Source organism: Thiothrix sp. UBA5583 (assembly GCA_002425225.1).
GTDB classification, from domain to species: Bacteria; Pseudomonadota; Gammaproteobacteria; order Thiotrichales; family Thiotrichaceae; genus Thiothrix; species Thiothrix moscowensis.
Window position 1 is genome coordinate 1 of sequence record DILV01000009.1, and the last position, 20,282, is coordinate 20,282.

21 protein-coding genes are annotated in these 20,282 nt (G+C 54.7%); all 21 read left to right on the forward strand.

Annotated features, from left to right (window positions below; genetic code table 11):
* Window positions 1-707 (forward strand): hypothetical protein (locus B2U47_RS02275; protein WP_296688226.1); only part of this gene is annotated, 707 nt, incomplete at its 5' end.
* Window positions 708-802: 95 nt separating this feature from the next.
* The gene (locus B2U47_RS02280; protein WP_296676215.1) at window positions 803-1,615 is read left to right on the forward strand and encodes a hypothetical protein; all 813 of its coding nucleotides are present in this window, start codon (window positions 803-805) and stop codon (window positions 1,613-1,615) included.
* Between the two features lie 190 nt (window positions 1,616-1,805).
* Entirely contained in the window at window positions 1,806-2,051 is a 246-nt protein-coding gene (locus tag B2U47_RS02285; protein WP_296676217.1) for a hypothetical protein, read from the forward strand.
* A 50-nt stretch (window positions 2,052-2,101) separates the two neighbouring features.
* A complete protein-coding gene (locus B2U47_RS02290) occupies window positions 2,102-2,533 on the forward strand; it encodes a hypothetical protein (protein ID WP_296676220.1) in 432 nt (143 codons plus the stop codon).
* Window positions 2,534-2,659: 126 nt separating this feature from the next.
* On the forward strand, window positions 2,660-3,010 hold the full coding sequence (locus B2U47_RS02295; RefSeq protein WP_296676223.1) for a hypothetical protein: 351 nt from the start codon (window positions 2,660-2,662) through the stop codon (window positions 3,008-3,010).
* Window positions 3,011-3,043: 33 nt separating this feature from the next.
* Window positions 3,044-3,310 carry a type IV conjugative transfer system protein TraL gene (traL, locus tag B2U47_RS02300; RefSeq protein WP_296676225.1) on the forward strand — a complete coding sequence of 89 codons (267 nt, stop codon included), beginning with the start codon at window positions 3,044-3,046 and terminating at the stop codon, window positions 3,308-3,310.
* Window positions 3,307-3,900, forward strand: a complete 594-nt coding sequence (locus tag B2U47_RS02305) for a TraE/TraK family type IV conjugative transfer system protein (protein ID WP_296676228.1) — start codon at window positions 3,307-3,309, stop codon at window positions 3,898-3,900. The genes traL and B2U47_RS02305 overlap by 4 nt, the downstream gene beginning before the upstream one ends.
* Entirely contained in the window at window positions 3,897-4,622 is a 726-nt protein-coding gene (locus tag B2U47_RS02310) for a TraK domain-containing protein (protein ID WP_296676231.1), read from the forward strand. The genes B2U47_RS02305 and B2U47_RS02310 overlap by 4 nt, the downstream gene beginning before the upstream one ends.
* Window positions 4,622-5,941, forward strand: a complete 1,320-nt coding sequence (locus tag B2U47_RS02315) for a TrbI/VirB10 family protein (RefSeq protein WP_296676233.1) — start codon at window positions 4,622-4,624, stop codon at window positions 5,939-5,941. Before B2U47_RS02310 ends, B2U47_RS02315 begins: the two co-directional genes overlap by 1 nt.
* A complete protein-coding gene (locus tag B2U47_RS02320) occupies window positions 5,938-6,288 on the forward strand; it encodes a disulfide isomerase DsbC N-terminal domain-containing protein (protein ID WP_296676236.1) in 351 nt (116 codons plus the stop codon). The genes B2U47_RS02315 and B2U47_RS02320 overlap by 4 nt, the downstream gene beginning before the upstream one ends.
* A 61-nt stretch (window positions 6,289-6,349) precedes the next feature.
* Window positions 6,350-6,739, forward strand: a complete 390-nt coding sequence (locus B2U47_RS02325) for a TraV family lipoprotein (RefSeq protein WP_296676238.1) — start codon at window positions 6,350-6,352, stop codon at window positions 6,737-6,739.
* On the forward strand, window positions 6,736-9,255 hold the full coding sequence (gene traC, locus B2U47_RS02330; protein WP_296676241.1) for a type IV secretion system protein TraC: 2,520 nt from the start codon (window positions 6,736-6,738) through the stop codon (window positions 9,253-9,255). Before B2U47_RS02325 ends, traC begins: the two co-directional genes overlap by 4 nt.
* 13 nt (window positions 9,256-9,268) lie before the next feature.
* Entirely contained in the window at window positions 9,269-9,724 is a 456-nt protein-coding gene (locus B2U47_RS02335; protein ID WP_296676244.1) for a TrbI F-type domain-containing protein, read from the forward strand.
* Window positions 9,721-10,257, forward strand: a complete 537-nt coding sequence (locus B2U47_RS02340; protein WP_296676246.1) for a S26 family signal peptidase — start codon at window positions 9,721-9,723, stop codon at window positions 10,255-10,257. The genes B2U47_RS02335 and B2U47_RS02340 overlap by 4 nt, the downstream gene beginning before the upstream one ends.
* Before the next feature lie 4 nt (window positions 10,258-10,261).
* Entirely contained in the window at window positions 10,262-10,897 is a 636-nt protein-coding gene (traW, locus tag B2U47_RS02345) for a type-F conjugative transfer system protein TraW (RefSeq protein ID WP_296676248.1), read from the forward strand.
* Entirely contained in the window at window positions 10,890-11,867 is a 978-nt protein-coding gene (locus tag B2U47_RS02350; RefSeq protein ID WP_296676254.1) for a TraU family protein, read from the forward strand. The genes traW and B2U47_RS02350 overlap by 8 nt, the downstream gene beginning before the upstream one ends.
* Complete coding sequence (gene trbC, locus B2U47_RS02355) at window positions 11,852-12,568, forward strand: type-F conjugative transfer system pilin assembly protein TrbC (RefSeq protein ID WP_296676257.1); 717 nt, start codon at window positions 11,852-11,854, stop codon at window positions 12,566-12,568. The genes B2U47_RS02350 and trbC overlap by 16 nt, the downstream gene beginning before the upstream one ends.
* Window positions 12,565-14,427: a conjugal transfer protein TraN gene (locus B2U47_RS02360; protein WP_296676261.1), complete on the forward strand. Its 1,863-nt coding sequence runs from the start codon at window positions 12,565-12,567 to the stop codon at window positions 14,425-14,427. Before trbC ends, B2U47_RS02360 begins: the two co-directional genes overlap by 4 nt.
* A 5-nt stretch (window positions 14,428-14,432) precedes the next feature.
* Complete coding sequence (gene traF, locus B2U47_RS02365; RefSeq protein ID WP_296676263.1) at window positions 14,433-15,332, forward strand: type-F conjugative transfer system pilin assembly protein TraF; 900 nt, start codon at window positions 14,433-14,435, stop codon at window positions 15,330-15,332.
* 13 nt (window positions 15,333-15,345) lie between these two features.
* Entirely contained in the window at window positions 15,346-16,788 is a 1,443-nt protein-coding gene (locus tag B2U47_RS02370) for a conjugal transfer protein TraH (protein WP_296676265.1), read from the forward strand.
* A 24-nt stretch (window positions 16,789-16,812) separates the two neighbouring features.
* Entirely contained in the window at window positions 16,813-20,247 is a 3,435-nt protein-coding gene (locus B2U47_RS02375; RefSeq protein WP_296676266.1) for a conjugal transfer protein TraG N-terminal domain-containing protein, read from the forward strand.
* The last annotated feature ends 35 nt before the right edge of the window (window positions 20,248-20,282 follow it).

A 20,282-nucleotide genomic window follows, 5' to 3' on the forward strand; every position in this document is an offset into this window, starting at 1 on the left:
CAGAAACTACTGCCCGTATCGCGGGTGACGCTGCACTGCAAGCGGGTGTTGCCACTGCTCAATCGGCAGCAAACACGGCTCAAGGCGCAGCACAAGCCGCTCAAAGTACAGCGAATGAGGCGTTAGGGGTTGCTACAGCGGTAACTGACTTGGCGGTAGGTGCGAATGTCGCGGCTCAAGAAGCTAAGGGTATGGCAGGTGCTGCGTTGGATATGGGTGTTCAGAATTCAATGGACATCGCTGATATTCAAGGCGGGTTGCGGCAAGGCATGATGCGTATTGCCTCTGTTGAAGAGGGCTTGAGCAATTCTGTACCGTTTGATACAGATGGTGGTATTTCACTGCGTACAGATGTGGATGGCAACCCCACTGGTGGTATCCACAATGTTGCTGACGGTACTGAGCGTTATGACGCAGTTAATCTGGGGCAAATGCAGGCTGGCGATGCTGCCACCCTGGCCAGTGCCAACAGCTATACCGATAAAGCTGTGGCAGAAGGTGTTGCGGCTTCTTTAGCTATGCCATTCGTGGGTTTTGAATCGGGTAAAACCAGAGCGGCTGGCATCGCTGTAGGTCACTACGGTGGTAAAACAGCGGCTGGCGTAGGTTTTGCCACAAAACTGAATGTAGGTCGTTTGGATTTAGGTTTGTCTGGAGTTGAAGGCGGCAAGGCTGCGACTAAGGTCGGTTATAGCCTTAGCTGGTAATCCGCCTAGGTAGTCGGTTCCTTTGGCGTGGGTATGGGCATCCTGGTGGTGTCCATACTTTTTTCTGCTTTAACCTTCAAAACAACAAGAAATACATGATGCGGGCTTACCTCATTTTCTTTGGCCTTTTCGGGTTGTTTGTACTGGCTCCTGTTGTCAATGCTGAGCCTGCCCGTTGGCGTATGCCGGTATCCTATATCGACGCTATTGCCCACAAACTAGCCTCCAATGAAACGGGCTGCAAATCTGAAAATCTGCTGGCTTGGCATAACGGGGAAGGTTTTGCTTCCGTCGGGATTGGGCATTTCTCCTGGTATCCCGCAGGTACACACAACCGGCAAGGGTTTGACCAATTACTGGATTACATGCGCCGCCAACAGGTACAGATTCCGTTATGGATCGCCCAGGGCAACCCTTGGCGTGACCGCGATCACTATCTGACTGAATTGGCACAAGGCTCTTTACGCATCAATCGCTTGCGGCACTGGCTATACGCCACGGGCGAGGTACAGATCCGCTACATCATTGAGCGTGCCATCGACAATTTGCATGACATTACGCAGCGCCGCCCTGACCTGATACCCGCCTTGCAACGGCTGACCCAATCGGCGGATGGCTGGTTTGCCATCATTGATTATCTGAATTTCAAGGGCGCTGGCCTAGGTTCACGACCTTGGGGCTTGCTGCATGTTCTTGAGGGCGTGATGCTGTTGCAGCAAGACTATTCACCCCTGCAAGCGTTTGCCATCTCTGCACGCATTGTGCTGGAGAATCGTGTGCGTATCCGTCCACATGAGAGCCGTTGGCTACCTGGCTGGGTTGCCCGCACGACACGTTATTGGGAGGGCCAACCCGAATGTTTGCCCGCTACGATCATGACAATCAATACAAGGGGGAATTATGGGTGAATGGGTACTTTTACTGCTGTTTGCGGCAACGCCACAGCAGGTGTCCATGAGTACGGTGGATGGGTTTGAGTCACAAGCCTTGTGCATGTCAGCAGGGGGGATATGAATGCAGCCACCATGAAGCTGGGTAGAGATAACACTGACACAGGCACGCCGACTGCTGCTTTCATGTGCGTAGAGGTTAAAAAGCATGGTGATAAACCACAATAACTGCGTTTGGGTGTGGCTGTGCTATGCATGGCAATCACCTTATCTCCCGGTTGTGCTGACATTAGCTTTTTATGCTGGAACCCGTCAACTGGATGGGATCTTTGCTCTGATTGCAGGCGGTTTTTGGGGGCAGGTGTTCTGGGTCGTTATCTGCGGTTACATGTCGCTGGCATTGCAGGCCATTTTGCGGGATTCCATGCAGCACGTTGGAAAGCAGGCAGAATGATATTGCCAGACCAAAGACAACCTATAAATTACAACAAGAGTCTTTAAAGCGTGAAAATAAAAAAGCTGTTTTTTTCGGTCGTCGTGAGTGTTGCCATTGGTGGATGCACTGTACTGGATACTGCCATTGGGGGAGATTCGCTGTCCACTTATATCGGGATCAGTTCCAACCCTAACATTGTTGAGGCAAACCCGGTGTTAAAAGCGTTATCCGGCAATGATGCTGTTTCTGTCGCGGTTGTGTCCGCAGCGTTAAGTTATGGGGCTGTATATGGTGTGCGGTACTACGCACCAGGGCAATGCAAACCTTTTTACCATGCACTGTCTGCCATCAAGCTAGGGGCGGCGGTTAATAACCTTGCTGTATTAGCGGGCGCTACTGCCAATGTGCCATTAGTGGCTGCATTGGCAGTAGGAACACTAGGTTATCAACTGGATGTTACCCGCCGTGGCGCTGATAAATTCTGTAGCCATGCGCGGTGAATGATTCCACGTTTTGTCAAGTTTTTGCCGTTCGGCATGTTTGGCCTCTCCGGGAAAAAATGGCGCAGGATTTCTATCCTAAATATAGTTAATTTACTAATCACTAACAATTAAAGGATGGTTATTATGGGTACTAACCTGAGTTTTCCCCTGTTTGTTTTACCTGCCCTGGCTTTCCGCCCTAACAAGCGTATGGCCATCATGTTTGTGTTGACTGTAGTGCTGCTGTTGCTGCTGCCAGTGCTTGCATCTGCTTCCACCAGCGGTGCGGCGTTCAAAGATTTCTACGACTTTGTGTATGACGCAGCTACCGGTTATCTGGGGCGTGGCATCGCCATTGTCGGTGGATTGATCATGCTGGGGGTGGCAGCCGGTTCCGGCAAAGCGACCATTGCGATTCTGGGGGTGGTACTGGCGATCTTCGGGGCTTTGGGGCCTGGCATCATCAACTCCATTTTCAATTCAGCCATCATCTGAGCAGGGGTTGCGATGACGGATAGGAGCCATTTCATGCCGCGCAGGCTGGATGATATGCCCCAGTTGTTTTTCTGGGATGCAGACGTTGCCGTGATTGTGATTGTCTTCACCTTGCTGGGAGCACTGTTCAATGCGCCCATTCCGGGGATACTGGTTGGTTTGTTGTTGGCGCGGGGGTTTTCCAAAATCAAGCATGGTGGTGGCAAGGGCATGGTGATCCGTTGCCTGTACTGGTACACGCCATCGGATTGGTGGATTAAAACCCGTGTGCCGTCCTGGCAGCGGGAGTTCGTAGGATGAGGCGCAGCCACTACCTGTCACAACTAGCCAATAGCGGCTACCAGCAAGCAGCCCTGAGAGTGGTGGCAGGCGTGCTGCTGCTAACCAACCTGATCCTCGTGGCGATAGTGTGGCGTTCCACGGGGCAAGCCGAAAAAACCATTGTCGTACCGCCGGATTTCCACCGTTCTTTCTGGGTGTCCGGGGGGGAACTGTCCCCGGAATACCTGGAACAGATGGCCATGTACTACAGCGGCCTGCTGCTGAATTACAACCCTGCCAACTTGGGCTATCAGGCCAGCCAGTTCCTGCGCTTTGTGGAGCCTGGTGTTTACGGTGAGTTGTCCAGCCGCTTCGAGGAAGATAAAGGCCGTGTGACCCGTAACCAACTGTCCTCGGCTTGGTTCCCGCAGCAAGTGGATATACAAGGAATGACCGTGAAGATTACCGGTATTCAGACTGTCTTTGTGGGCAAGAACGTCACCGAACAAAAACAACGCAGCTACCGTTTGGAATTGTCGCAGGGCCAGCAACAACCGTTGATCCGCGATTTCCTGGAAGTGCCTGACCGGAGTGGGCAGAACAAACCGCAGGGGGATTTATCACCGTGAAACTGAAACTTTACCTGTTGCTGGCCTTGTTGTTGTCAGCACCCGCCATGGCACTCCAAAACCTCCCGGTCAGTGATGGCGATAGCGTGACCGTTGGGGTGTCAGCAGACGAACTGACCCGTTTCTCGGTTGAGGGTGGGCGGATTGCGCGGATTTGGGGGCCGGATGACCGCTTTGCGGTGGAACCTGACAAGGATTCAGGCCAGTTGTTCATGCGCTTGTTGGACAAGCGTACCGAGCCGTTCAGTGTTTTTGTCAAGGACGAACGGGGCGGGACGTATACCATACAGGTCAGACCCGAAAACATGCCCGCTGGCTCCGTGGTGCTGCAACCCCAGGGTGACGCCAATGCACGGTTGGGCGTAGGGGGAGGGTCTTATCTCGGCTCAACGCAGGGACGGCCTTACAACTGGGTCAAAACCTTGAAGGAGATGGTGCGTAACATGGCACTGGGAACCTTGCCCGGTGCAGAAGCTATCAACCAGACAGTTGATGCTGGCCTGCCTGGCAAATTGGTTTTGCTGGAGCGTTATTCCGGGGCACTGGCGGGTGAAGTGTACGAATTTACAGCGGATGCCGAGTTGATACTGGATGAGCGCCAGTTTGAAGCACTGACCGGGGGGGATGGGCTGGATGTGAAGGCAGTTGCCATGGACGAGTTGCAACTGACCGTAGGCCAGACAACCCGTGTGTATGTCATCAAGTCCGAGGATGGCCTGTAATGGATGGTCAACAAAACATCAAACGGCGGCAAATGCTGCTGACCGTTGGTGTGGCAGGGGTGCTGGTTGCCATGGTGATTTTTGGACTGTGGTGGTCTGATCCGGGGCGTAAGCTGGATGCAGCACAGCAACAGCAGGCCAATACCCCGATGGTGAGCAAGCAGTTCACGACACCTGCACAGGTGCTTGATCCGGCAGATGTCTGGATCACTCGTTCGGAGGCCACTCTGGAGGAAATGCGCAAGCAAAACCTCGCCATGCAGCAACAAGTGGATGCCCTGACCAAACTGGTCAAGGATGGCAAGGAGGGTGGTGCTGGTGCGTCTGCCAGCTTGGACAAGGAGGACAGCAAGGACACCAGATCGAACAAGGAAGACAGCAAGAATGAGGGTAGGGATGCAGGCTCCGAAGCAGCAGGTGGCAGCATGGTGTTGCCACCTGTGCCAGGTGCATTACCCGCATCATCCTTGCCACTTACTCCTCCAACACCGGTTCCAGCAGCCAGAACCCCGGTTCCCCCTGCGAACCCGGCAGGCTTGCCAGAGCCGTCCCCAGCAGAAGGGGACGGGAAAAAGCCCGGCATCCTGAACATCAACCTTGATGCCAATGCGGGAGCAAAAGAGGTGGAGCAATTCAAGGACAAGCCACATACGGTGGGTGATTACCTGCCTGCCGGAAGTTTTGTTTCTGCTACATTGTTGTCGGGGTTGGATGCGCCTACAGGGGGGCAAGCCCAAAACAACCCGCAGCCGGTGCTGTTGCGGTTGGTGGATGATGGTACTTTGCCAAATCGTGTTGCCTCCAACATACGATCCTGCCACATGACCGCCGCTGGTTACGGTGACATATCCGCAGAGCGTGCTTACTTGCGACTGGAACGCATGTCCTGCGTTCTGGTTAATGGGCAAGTGGTGGACAAAGCCATCAAGGGCTATGTCGCGGGAGAGGATGGCAAGGCCGGTATCCGGGGATTATTGGTCAGCAAGCAGGGGCAAATGATTGCTCGCGCCCTAGTGTCGGGTGTGGCCGGAGGCATTGGCAGTGGCATTTCTGATGCTTACAGCAGTGTATCAACTTCTGCAACGACCGGGACGGTGACAACCGTTGACCCCAGCAAGATAGGCCAGTTCGGTGTTGCCAACGGCTTTGGCAAAACTCTGGAGAAAGTTGCTGACTGGTATTTGCAACGTGCTAATGAAACCTACCCCATTATCGAAGTTGCCAGTGGGCGTAGCGTGGACATTGTGCTGACTGAGGGGTTTGCCTTTGAAACCAATATCCTTGCCAATGGCATGGGCGATGGGGAGGCGGACGAATGATGAGGTTGACCAGCCAGCGCATGGGCTTGTCGCTATTGGCAGTAGTTCTGCCGCTCCTAGTTGTGTTTGCCTTGCTGCCTGCCCCGCAGTGGTGGGCAAAGCATCATAACCAGCGTGCTGAGGCCAACATCAGGTCAGCATTTCCAGCAACCACCATTAGTCGGGTATGGGAATCCGGGATTCCAGGGTTGTACGCCTTTAGTGCAGGCGACAACAACACCTTCTATGCCGACCCATCCGGGCGCTATCTGGTGGTAGGGCATATTTTTGACATGCAAACCATCAACGATAAAACAGTACAAGACCGGGCAGGCCAACAGGATAACCTGCCTGGCAACGGCTCCTAGCGGCTCAGGGTTGCCGGGGTATTCCCCCGGTGGCCCTGCTTTTTACAAAAAGGGGAAGGCAATGCCAAACAATAAAAAAACACTCGCTATCTTCCTGTTACTGGGGCTGTTGTCTACCCAGGCAGGCTGTTCCGTACTCAGTGACTTCAAAACGCCACGCTTTACCTGTGGGTTGCCCAATGGGGTCGGCTGTAAGCCCGTCAGCAAGGTTTACCAGCTCTCAGCCGATGGTACGCTGGGCAATAAACCTGCTAGTGCGGCAGGTGGTACTGCTATGGTGCAGGCATCTGCCGCTGAGCCAGTGGCAACGGTAGCACCCGGCAATCCGATCCTGACCCGTCCACGCCATATCCGGGTTTGGGTTGACCGTTGGGAAGACCCACAGGGGGATCTGCATGATGAAACTTACCTGTACCTGCGGCTCGATAGCGGGCAGTGGTTACTGCGATGATCCCACAAATATGGAAGGATAGGCTGACGGGTATGGTTGCTTACTGGCTACGTGAAACCAGTCCAGCCACTGCCTATGCTGAAGGGGCAATGCCTGCATCCTTGGCAGATGCTCAGGCATTGATGCAGCGTTATCGTGTGGCAGACCTGCTGCCTTATGAAGCCTACGATGATGCTACCGGGTTGTTCTACGGCGAGGATGCCGTTGGTTTCATGCTGGAACTGCTTCCGGCAGCCGGTGGGTTGTCCGAAAACCAGGCTAGGGTCATGAATGGCCTGTTTACCCAAGGGTTGCCGGAGGGGACAGTCATCCAGTTTCTGCTGTATGCGTCACCCGATATAGACCCCATGCTGAAAGCATGGGTGGATGCACGTACCGAAGGGGGCATCTACCGCCATCTAGCAGAGCGGCGAGCGGCTTATTTCCGTCCTGCAAACTGGCAGTCCTTGTTGTCAGGGCAATCCTTGCTGTTGCGCCATTTCCGCTTGTTCATGACGGTCAGCAGGCCGCTCCCTACCAACGCAGGCGAAGAGGTCGGTAGGTTAGTCATAGAGTGGTTACAGCGGACGCGGGCCTCTGCTCTTGGCACCTTGCAATCGGCAGAGATGGTGGCGTGGACGGCTGATGCCGGGGCGTTCATCAACTTTCTGGATACAATCCTGAATCCTGCCCTGCATCATCCACGCCAACTTTTATGGCAGTGTAACAAGCCCCTGCGTGAACAGGTTGTTGCCCCTGATTCCCTCTTGCAGGTGGGGCGTGACAGTTTTGCACTAATACATGAAGGTGTGCCAGTGGAGGTGATCCCGTTTTCGGTGCGCCAGTATCCGCGAGAGTGGCCTGCGCACAGGATGGCAGAGCTGATTGGGGATTTTTATGCTAATACCCAACGGTTTGGCGGGCCATTCCTGATGACTACCACGATCCACGTCCCGGATGCGGTGGATGCCGAAAGCAAGGCTCGCATGAAAGCGGTGAGGGCTACCCAGATGGCTGGTTCCCCCATGGGGCGGTTTATCCCGGCCTGGCGTGAGCGTCAAGAGGAATGGGCTACGACGGGTAAGCTACTGGATGCAGGCCACCGCATCCTCAATAGCCATTTCCAGCTTGTCCTGTTCGCTCGTGCGGGTGAAGCCGAACAGGTGTGCCAGCAGGCACAGGGGCTGTTCAGTGCCAAGGGTTGGTCGCTCAGCCGCGACCGCTTCATGCCTTTGCCCGCGTTCCTGTCTGCCTTACCGCTGATGTGTGGGCCTGCTTTTGTGTCTGAAATGTCACGGATGGGGCGGTTCTCAACTTTCCTGACCAATTCAGTCACCAACACCTTGCCGCTGGTCGCGGAATGGCAAGGCAATCGGCAACCCTTGTTGTTGCTAGTCGGAAGGCGCGGGCAAGTGATGCACTTTGACCCATTTGCAAACGAGAAGGGCAATTTCAATATTGCGGTAGCGGCTACCTCCGGGGCAGGCAAGTCATTTCTGACCCAGGAACTGGTGACATCCCTGCTGGGTACGGGTGGGCGCTGCTGGGTGATTGATTCCGGCCGCTCCTACGAGCAGTTATGCCATTTGGTGGGTGGAGAGTTCATTGCCTTTTCCGACCAGCGCAGCATACGGCTGAACCCATTTACCTGGGTGCAGCGCATGGATATGGAAATGCCGCAACTGAAAGACCTGCTGGCGTTGATGGCATCCCCGTCCATGCCATTGGATGCCCTCCAGAAAGCCTATCTAGAAGAAGCGATCCAGCATGAATGGGGGCAGCAGGGAAATGATGGGGAAATTGCCGGAGTAGCTCAGTGGCTGGAGCAGCACACGGACAGGGCTGCAAATGAAGTGGGGCAAATGCTGTACCCTTACGCTAAGGGAACCTATGCCCGCATTTTCCGTGGCAAGGCCAATATCAACCTGGATAACCCGTTTGTGGTGCTGGAGCTGGGGGAGCTGGACAGCAAGCCCGACCTGCAACAGGTGGTATTGCTGTTGTTAATCATGCAGATCACCGAAGCCATGTACCTAGGCAACCGCAGCCAGCGCAAGCTGTGCATCATTGATGAGGCGTGGCGTTTGATGGGCAGTGGCAATGCCGGTGAGTTTGTGGAACGTGGCTACCGTACCGCTCGCAAGTTCGGCGGGGCGTTCATGACCATAACCCAAGCACTGGGGGATTACCATGCGTCATCCACCGCCCAAGCAGCTTTGCAGAACTCTGACTGGGTGTTGCTGTTGCGCCAGAAGCCTGAAACCATCGCTGCTGCCGAAAAACATGGACACATGTTGATGGATGGAGGATTGAAACGCCTGCTGTTATCGCTTGACACCCAAGCGGGAAAGTATTCCGAGGTGGCGATCCGTGGCCCTAATGGCACAGCAGTGGGACGCCTGATCGTAGACCCGTTTACAGAAAAACTTTACTCCACCAAAGCCCAAGAAGTGCAGGCCATCCGGGACATGCAGACTGCTGGTCTGTCGCTCGCGGATGCTCTGGAACGGCTGGTGGCCAGCGCCCAGCGACACTAAACAAGGGGGGGATATGCAACGGTTGGCAAAGTTTTCTGAGTCCATCAGGCCGTGGGTTACGCTTATCGGAGCGGGCTTTACGGGCGCATTGGTTGCGTTACTCTTGGTGCGTATCTGGTTTCCGCCACCTGTCTTTATCCGGCTGGATTTGGCTGCCCTGGTGGCGGAACAGGTGCAGGTGCTGGCCTCCCGGCAGGATGATGGTGGCGCTACCAGGACACAGTTGGCGGCTGCCTTTGCCCAGCAACTGGATGTGCAATCCAGGGCAATGGCGGAGGAATACCATGCCGTGGTGCTGGTGGCACCCGCTGTTGTGGCGGGGGTTCCCGACCTGACTGGTGAACTGCGCCAGCGGATGGTGGCTGCCATGGGCAGCCCAGGGGTTCAATCTGATGCGCCAGCGGTGGCACTGCCCGTACAGCCCCCGCTGGCACAGCAGCCTGTTTTTAGTACAGGTGGACAACCATGACCCGCTGGGATCAGCCCGCTTTTCGTGCCTTCCTTGGGCGGTTCGCCTGCTTGGCTATGTTGATGGTATGCCTTGCGGGTGTGTTGGCTAGCCTGCCTTGGTTCGTCTCTCCGTATGCCCGTTTCGGCCTTAATTTGAGTACCAGCCTGCCAGGGTGGGTTTATGTGGTATCTCTAGGGCAAACTGCCAACCTCAAGCCTGGCGACCTCATCGGTTTTTACCCCCCCAAAAACTCGTTCTACCCAACTGCTTTCTTGTTCATCAAACAGGTGGCAGGCGTGCCTGGGGATGTGGTGGTTTTTGGGGAAGATTACCCCATGGGCACGGATTTCAGCATCAATGGCCAACCTATGGGTACTGCTAAAGCCTTCTCCAGTGGTGGTATTGCATTGCCCCACAGCGCGGGTGGGGTGATCCCGCCTGGGTCGGTGTTTGTGTGGACGCCGAACCCGGATTCGTTTGACTCCCGGTATGCCGAGATTGACCTGATAACCGAGGACAAGGTGGTGGGGCGTGCTTTCCGTATTTTCTAAACCTATGATCTGGGTCATCCCCGGATTGTTGCTGTTATGGCTGGCACCAAGTTGGGCAACACCTGCCCCGGAATCCCATGACCTTGGGGTGATGGGCAAAGTGTATCCGGTACAGGAGCGCAGCCTGCTGGATGTGCTGATGGCCCGCTTGCGGCAGGCACAGCAGGCGGGGGAACTGGACAAGGTTGAGGAGGATGCCCGGCAACGTTGGCAAGCGTATGCCCAGGAGCCACCCGGAAAGCATTACCCGCGTGCGCCCCAAGCCCGTACCCGCACGCTTGACATGACCCTGACCTTGGAAAACGACTTATCTGATGCCGATGGTGCTGTGTTTGCCAAAGCGGGTACAAAAGTCAACCCGTTGGCGATGATGCAGTTATCCAAAGACATCGTATTGTTTGATGGCACGGATACCGCGCAATTAGCTTGGGCAAAACAGTACATCACTTCCAGCCAGCGCCCAGTAAAGCCAATCCTGACTGCCGGAAAAGTGCTGCAACTGATGCAGGACTGGAAAACCCCGCTGTGGTTTGATCAGGGCGGGTATCTGGCTAAACGTTTCCGTATTGAGTCCCTGCCGGTGGTGTTGCGTCAGCAAGGCCAGGTGCTGGTGTTGGAAGAGGTGGTGGTACATGACTAGGCGCCTCATCATGTTGCTGCTTATCCTGGTGGTTACACTGCCTGCATTGGTACAAGCCAATACCTGCCAGGGCAAGTTCCCCAACCCGCTCACGGACATTTACTGGAAGGGGATTTTCCCGCTGCGTATCGGCCCGTTGTCCGCCAGTTTTGGGCAGGAAGATTATGGTGACACGCCACCGCTGATTTGCACCTGTCCGGCACCAGCGCCAATTTTCGTGCGAATCGGGATCGGCATCAGTTTCTGGGAGCCTGCCAGGGTTGCCGAAGTGGTGAAAAAGCCGTTTTGTTCCCCCCTGCTGGGCGGGGCTACGCTGGGGGATTACGGCATTGCCCAAGGCACAAATGATGCCAGCGATGAACGCAAGGCCATGTACCATGCCCACTATTACATCTATCCGGTCTTGGCGTGGCTGAACCTGCTGACCAGTGTCACCTGTGTGCAGGCTGAGAGCTTCGACATGCTGTACCTGACCGAGCTTGACCCGTTATGGCAGGACGATGAACTCAATACCCTGTTAAGCCCGGAAGCTGCCCTGTTCGCTAACCCTGTGGCACAGGCAGCCTGCGGAGCCGATTGTGTGGCAGCTACGGCTGGATTTTCCCGGCAGGAGCTGTTCTGGTGTGCAGGTTGTCAGGGGTCGAATTACCCAATGACAGGCAGCAGCCATCATCACACGGGCGGGGTGGAATCTTCTACCCTGATGACGGAAAGGATGCTCACGAAGATGCACAAGCAACTGCTGGCACTCAACACCAGCACCAATGCTGCCATGTGCCAAAGCAAGCCTGCCCCGGTCGTCATGAAAAACCAGTACAAGATGCAGATGCTGTACCCCATCCCGGCGACCCAACAAAAGCCCCAAACCTTTGGGCGTACCACGATGGTCAGCGGTGCGGGCAAGGAGTTTCCGGGACGGGAGGATTTTGCTTACCTGATATTCAGGAGACGCCTATGCTGCGCTTTTTAATCCTGCCATTATGGGTTGCCCTGCTGCCGGGTATTGCCACCGGACAACCTATCCCAGTGGATACGCCAGCACCCGGCTGGCAGGAAGCTCTCCAAGCACTGGACAGTGGCGGCGTGCCTGTCCCGGCCTTGCCTGATTGGGCAGAAGTCAGGCAAGTGGGTGTTGTCCAGCAACAGCAGGCCCAGTCTGTGATCGACAGGCTGATGGCTGATGCCATCACGTTCCCTTCCACACCGCAGCAACCACTTGTACCGTTGGTATTCGTGTCAATGTCGATGCCTAATGCCAGCTTACGCCTGTTGTTGGCAGATGCTGCCAAAATCGGTGCGCAACTGGTGCTGAACGGGTTGGTGGATGATGATGTCCAAGCCACGGCTGGGCGCTTGCTGGAAATCCAGGGGATTGACCCCAAGGCAACCAGCCTGCCAGACGGGATGCAGGCCGTGGCAGGTATGGTTATTGACCCGACTCTGTTCTCGCGCCTGGGTATCCGGCAAGTGCCCACCTTTGTACTGCCTGCCGTGCCACCAGCCGCTTGCGTGGAAGGTCAGGGTTGCCCGGTTTTTCGGCATGTCCGTCTCAGCGGTGATGTCCGTCTGGCGTATGCCCTGGAACAGTTTGCAGGCTACCTCAAGGATGTACCGGACTGGCAGACCCCTGTCCAGCAGTGGTTAAAGGTATTGCAGGGGGGGACGCCATGAATATGGGCGGCATCCATCCCAGGCTTTTGGCAGCCATCATCACCTTGTCCAGGGTATTAGTGCTGGCGATGCTGTTATGGTTAGTGCTGATCCTGCAAGCCTTGGCTGACCCTGCCCAGACGGCTGCGCTGGAAGCTGGCAAACAATTCGGTAGTACTGGCGTGTCCAGTTTTACCTTGCCAGGCGTAACATCTGACTCCCTGCCGGGGTTTGTCACAGGCAATCCCGAAGAAGTACAGCATCAAAGTGCCGGAATGGGGCTGGAAGACAAAGCTCGGTCAGTGTTGTTCTCTGCCTCCCCGGACAATGCCAGTGGGCAGACCCTCCACAGCATCCTCAACCGTCCAGTTTTCAAACTGGGCAGGGATGATCCACTGGTGGGAAAAACTGACCAGTTACTGGCAGATGCAGGGAAGATAGGGGCAGATAGCGGGTGCAGGCAGGTGGTGGTCACTGATCCGATACGGATGGGAGTCGATACCTGCATGGAATATCTGAAACCGGAGATGGTTCAGTGTAAACGTACCTTGGAAACAGTCTGTAAAGTACGCGATGACTGCTTAAATAGCGTTCAAATATCTCCGTTAATGACAGATATTGGCATTATCCCTGTTTTGTCAGGGGATACCCTGACTATCACATATACGCCAGCGACCACGTACTGGTGGCATTGGTGGTGGCAAGCACGCTGGGAATTTTCCAAGTTGGACAATATCAGGGCAATTCGCCTAGAAACAGATGGACGGGCGGTATGGATAGATACAAATAGCAACTCTACGGTTATAGGTAGTTACGGTGCCTATTATGGGCATGGGTCTGACCTGACAGGGTTATTCAAGGCCAGTCCGTATTTTTCTATCTGGAAACTGGATGAAGCCATACCTATCCGGTTTGTGGTGAGTATGGATTGTCAATGTAGCCAGTGGGAAGATGTTTGGGGCAATGATTGTATCCCATATACAAGCAACCCCGCTTGTGAGGTGCAGTCCAGTGCCTGCACGGATACTGTCAATCCCCACCAGGTGGATGGGGAGGATGTCAGCCGTGACTGTTGGCAATACACAGATACCTACCAGTGTTACAACAGTCAGGATCAGCGGGGAGAGGATGATTATTGTGCGGAGCTGCGCAAGGCGGGCTGCACCCAAACCGGCTCGCACTGTGACGAAACCTTGTACGGGCGTTGTGTGGCTTGGGAACAAACCTACCAATGTACGGCTTCCGGCAATCAGCGCACCATTGAGGACTGTTCAGGGCAAGCGTTCTGCATGGATGGGGATAAATGTTTTGACAGCAGCTATGCGCCTAACGGTGATTTTGGTCAGGCAGCCAGCTACCTAAGTTCAGCGGAAAGTGCGGCCAAAGATTTTGATACCAGCAACATGCTTATTTTTTCGGGGCAGAATTATAAATGCAAAAAGACAGCCTTGGGGTTTAAGAACTGTTGCAGGGATTCTGGCTGGGGAATCGGCTGGAACCTGACCCAGTGTTCCGAAAGTGAAATTATTCTGGGTGAAAAACAGGCGGCGGGTTTGTGCCATTTCGTGGGGACGTACAAGGATAAATCCCTGTTCCCCAACCGTTATAACGTTTCATGTTGTTTCAACTCTAAGCTGGCACGCATCATCCATGAACAGGGACGGTCTTATGTGCCACTGGACTGGGGTAGCGCTCGGAATCCAGTCTGCCGTGGATTTACCCCGGATGAACTGGCACGGGTTGATTTTGGGAAACTGGATTTCAGTGAGTTCTTCGCAGATGCACTGACCAATGCGGACAAGGCGATCAAGCCGGGGATGGATAACCTCAGTGACCTGATCAAGGACAAGATTCTCCAGCAGTTGCCCGGCAAGCGGTGAATACTATGATGAAGTACCCCGCCATTGCCCTGTTGATGCTGTTCAATCTGCCATCCCTGATCCATGCTAGTCCGGTGGTGGGGGAGGGAGATGCCCTTGCCCCAATACCGTACTACCAGTCGGGTGAGCAGGGGTGGTTCTGGTATGCACAGCCACCTGCCAATCCTGACAAACCGGAGCCACCCGAGGAACAACCAGCAGCGGTGATGTCAGTATCGCCTGCCAAACCAGCGGAAGACACCAATGATCCGTTGGTACAGATGAAGCAGGTGCAAGAGGCGATTGAACGGGCGCAGGCACGGGCAGTGCTAGACCCGACCCCAGCCAACGTGCAGGCGTTCATGGTGGTGAATGCCCAGGCGCAAGCCCAGGCAGCGCGGTTCGCCGAAACATGGCAGCAAGTGTTGTGGCAGACCCCGCAACTGGATTACCGGCTGGTTAAACCAACCGATGACCAGGCTATCCATGCCTACAATGACGCCAAGCTGGCAATTAATGAGGATTTCTTGCGCTCAGCCAGCCAGCAATACGGGTTATTCTTTTTCTTCCGCAGCACCTGCCCGTACTGCCACAAGCTGGCTCCGATCCTCAAGCAGTTTGCCACACAATACGGTTTTAATATCGTAGCGGTATCCCTGGATGGACAGGGTTTGCCGGAATTCCCGGATTTCAAGACCAGCCAGCAAGTGGCGGTTGAGTTGAAGGTGGAGGCAGTACCAGCCCTGTTCCTGGTGGAACCCAGAAAGCGTGACATCCAACCCATCAGTTACGGCTTCATCACCTGGGATGAGCTGCGTACCCGTATCTACACGGTACTCAACAAGCACAGTGCTAACCCACAGCAAGCCCAGCAGGATAGCCGTGAGGCGTGGTTAAAAACCCAACCCAACCCGATCCAGCCATGACAGGAGGCCAAACATGAAAACTCTCAGGTTGCTGACACACACACTGCGGGTATGGGTAATCGCCGTATTCTTGGCAGGCACTGCCCAGGCTGATCTCGCCAGCGACATGGGCAGTTTTTTTGATGACCTGAACTATGCCAATGTCACCCCTGGTGGGGCTTACAAGGGACAGAGTGCCACTTACTACACGGGTGGCTCGGCTTTTGTACGGGTGCCTGCTCGTACCTATACCCTAGGTAGTATCCAGTTTCCCTCCTTCCGTGCCGGGTGTGGCGGGATCGACCTGTTTGCCGGTGGTTTTTCCTTCATCAACAAGGAACAACTGGTGGCTATGTTACGTAACATAGGCTCAGCCGCTGTCAGTTATGGCTTTATGGTTGGGATGCGATCCTTGTCACCGCAATTGACTGCTACCCTGGAAAAACTCCAGGACTGGTCACAGCAGTTCAACAATTTCCAGATTAATTCCTGTGAGGAGGGTGCCAGATTGGTTGGTGGGGCATTGAGCCAATTCAGCCGTGAAAAGTCAGCCTGCCTTGCCCAGAAAACAGCCCCGGCTGCCCAAGGCGGGCAGGGCATGAGCCATGCCGAGGCACTGATGGCCTGTACCACGGGCGGTGAGCGCAACAGCACCAATAATAATGGTGATCCCAACTCGCCTGCCAGCATCATCAATGCCACCGAGGGCAATGTGGCATGGCGGGCGCTGATGAAGAATGCCTTCTTCAGTAGCAATACGGCTGTGGCAGAGGTGATGATGAACCTCTCCGGGACAGTTGTTACCTACAAGAATGGTGTCGGTGATGATGCCCTGACTATCTCCCATACCGTTCCTTCCATTTTGATGGAGGGTAAGGGGATACAGTTGCTGAATACCCTGTTGCAGGGTGGAAGTGTCCCTATCGTCGGTTGTGCGGATGGTTTCGGTGAAATGCAGTGCCGTGATGTAACAGCGGGGCGCACAGTGAACATTCCTGCCCCGCAGGCACTGGTGACGCGGGTACAGAACATCTTGCAAGCTATCGACAAAAACATCACTACGGATGACAAGCTCAGCGCGGAACAACAAGGCTTGTTGGCTTCAACTTCCTTGCCTGTTTACAAGTATCTGACGGTACAAGCTGTCTATTTGCCGGGTACGGCTTCCAACACGGTGGATACCTATGCTCTGTTGATTGCCAAGGACATCCTTGCCACCTATCTCAATGACCTGTTGGGTAAAGTGACCGCATCATCAGCCCTGATCAAATCCAATGAGAAAGATGATGCAAAATTCCAGGCATTCAAGGACGGTATCTTTCAGGCGCGAAGCGAGATCCGCAAATACAAGGATGATGTGGGTAAGGCATTTGATGATGCCCTGACATTTTCTGCCAGTGTGCAGAACCAGGAGAAAGCCATCCTAGGCAATTTGACGCCCGGCTTGTTCCAGTCGGTCATGTTTGGTGTCAACTGATAATAACAAGCTGGGGGGAGTGCAGTGAACTGGGAAATTTATACCTATGGCGGTGGTGAATACCTGTATACGGTGTTCAATGCTGTAGCCTCCATCACCCAAAACAGCAACTACACCAGCTTGCTGGCCGTAGTTGCCATGATCGGTTTGATATGGGTGATTATTGAAGGGGCGTTTGGCAAGGAGCTGAACTACAAATGGCTGTTCATCATGATCTTTGTCTACATGGGGTTTATGGTTCCCAAGGCCAATGTGGTCGTGACTGACCGGATCAATCCGGCCTTTACCCGTGTGGTTGCCAACGTGCCCCTAGCACTGGCAGTGACAGCCGGATCGTTCAGCCAAGTGGGTGACTACCTGACCCGTACCTTTGATACGGTGTTTGCCTTGCCGGATGACCTGAGCTATTCCAAAACCGGGATGCTGTTCGGGCAGCACCTGATGATGGAGTCCGCACGCTTTCAGGTGACGGATGCCCGGCTTGCCCGTAACCTAAGTGAGTTCTGGCAGGCGTGTGTGTTTTATGACGTGTTACTGGGGCTGTATGAATTTGATGAGCTATTGTCTGCGCAGGATACCTGGGAGTATATCAAGGCTAATACCTCGAAGTCCCGGAGTTTTGCCTACCGTACCGGTGGTGCTGCACGGTCAGAAGTTATTGGCTGCCGGGCAGGAGCCAGCGGTACAACAGATGATAGTAATCCGGCAGGGCATAGCCTTACGGCTGACCTGACAGCAGCCATCGCCAAGGCCAAGGTTTACTACGGGCAGAAGCTGGGTAAGGGCGCTACCCCTGGCGAAGCTGCGCTGCAATTCGCATCAGCACTGCCGATCTCCTACCAGCACCTGACTGGCATGAGCATGACGGCCGAACAGACGATCCGGCAAAGCTGGATGGCCACCAACATGGCGCGTGGATTGCAGAGTTTTGCCACCCGTGTGGATGCTGGTGCTGCTGCCCAGGATTTTGCGGTGGCGCGGGCGGAAACCGAACGGCGTACCACTTATGCAGTACTGGGGGAGCTGGCAGGCCGCACCCTGCCACTGATCCGTAACATCTTTGAAGCCTTTGTGTATGGCATTTTCCCGCTGGTGTTTGCCCTGATGTTGTTGCCCGCCGCCAGCAAGGTGGTAATGACCTACCTCAAGGCGTTACTGTGGCTGCAACTGTGGGCACCCCTGTATGCCATCCTGCATTTTGGCATGACTTTATACAGTACCCGCGCAGCCAGTAGTGCCACGGCTTTGCTGGACGGTGGTTCCGCGCTGTCGATGGCAACCAATACCGGGTTGTACCAGGCGCTGGCGGATATATCGCTGATTGCGGGCTACATGGCGATGTCGATCCCCATGATCAGCTACCTGATCGTCAACCAGGGCGGGGCGATGATGGCCAGCCTGGCAGGGAAGGTCATGGGCAGCTACGAAGCCCCGGCTGCCAAGGGCGCTGAGGAAGCCACGACCGGCAACATTTCCCTCGGCAATACCTCCATGGGCAATGCAAACTGGTGGGCGCAGAACACTGCACCATCCACTAGCTTTGGTACATATACCCATACTGACGGGATGGGCACAAAACACACCTATACCCAAAATGGCGGGGAAATCACCCAGCAGCAGGTCAGCAGTTATGCGTTCTCCGCCAGTACCGGGGAGGCCGTCAAGTCCAGCATTACCACCCAGGCCGGGCAGTCGGTCACGGCTGCCCGGCAGGATGCAGTTGAATACATGGCATCAACTTCCTCATTGTTCAGCAACATGAAAAATTTCAGCCATCAGGTGAGTGCAGGCAATTCAACCCAGGATACGGCTACCCAGCAGCAATCCACCCAACTGGCGCAGTCCGTGGAAAAAATGGAATCTGTTGCTAGGGATTTTGCTGGCAGGCATGGCCTGGGATACGAAACTTCTTTGGGTATGTTGGCGGGCGCTTCTCAAGGTGTGAAGCTGGGGGCAGGTGCTAATGCAAAATCCCAGGAAGCGTATGATGAGGCCGTTAGTGTGGCTAATCAATCTGGTTTCAAGGAGGCAATGCAAACCGCCACACAGATCTCCAGCCAATTGTCCTCCACCCACCAGGATGGCGTGACGGATACCGCAGCCCAGCAAATGCAGGCAGGCTTGCAACAGAACCAGGCGTTGGCAGAAAAAGCCTCTGCCTCCCTGCAACGTGCCGAGAGCTGGTCGCGGGTACAGGCTCGCATGGAAGAACATGGTTTTAACTTCACCGGTAAAATTGACAACGCGATCCAGGCATTCTCTGGCCTGAGCCGCAGCCAATACCTGGGGTTGCAACAGGAAGCAGAGCAGGGCAACGCGGCTGCCATCCAGCAACTGGATGGGCTGGTGGACAGGTTTGTGGCAGAGCGGGGGGCATCATTGTTTGGGCTGGATGATGCCCCGGCAGCTTATCCTGTCTACAACGCTTACGCCGATTATCAAGGGGCGGTGGCATCGCAAGGTCAAACAGGTATTACCCACAATCAGGTGGCAGGGGCAGGGCAGGTGGCTGGGGCTGCCAGCAAGGCCGGGGTTGACTCGGACAGTGCCATCCCACAAGGCTATCAAGCAACCCGTGATGCTACCCAGTTTGGCATGGCCAATGATCGCGGCGTTATCCACTTAGGGCGTGACGGTATCCAAACGGAAGCACAGGCAAGGGGTGAGAATATCCAGACTATGGCGGATATGTCAGCACCAGAAGCTGCTTTACACCGTATATCTGACAACGTGATGGATGTATTGCCACAGCCCGTCAATTCGGCCCTTCAGTTTGCCAATAAAGGGGTTACAGATATGACAGCAACAGCCTCTGGCGTCATCCAGGGGGTTGCGGGTTCGATGGAGCGTCTCCGTACTGGTCGGGAGCAAGACTGGGGTACAGACTATCAGGCTGGATTTGATCGTGTTGCGGGTAGTGACCTGCTGGGTACGCCTGCGGGCACAACACAGTCGATCTACGAACAGATGTATGGGGGTGAGGAAAAAAAAAGCCCGCTGAGTGATAGTTCAGTTAATCGACAAGGCGAGGTATCTGTTCGCCATACTACTATGGGGAGGGAGATTTCATACCCAAATGGTGAAGTTCGGGTTGGTGGTTCACGTTCATGGAGGAACAACAACCCTGGCAACCTTGAATATGGGGATTTTGCCAAAAGACATGGGGCAACTGGTAGTGATGGGAGATTTGCAATTTTTCCTGATAAAGAGACTGGTGATGCAGCTCGGATAGCTTTGTTGAGGGGAAAATATGAGAATTACACTATTCATGGGATGGTGTCTAAATATGCCCCCTCTTTTGAGAATGATACCGACCGTTATGCATCAGTCATTTCTGCTGCTGCTGGCGTATCACCTGATACTAAAATTGCTAGTCTAAGTGATGAACAGTTTTCACGGATGGTTGGCAAGATGGCCGAACATGAAGGCTGGAGACCTGGACAAATCAAGAGGTCATGATCCTAGATTAATGGCACCCCATTAGTACAGGGGTG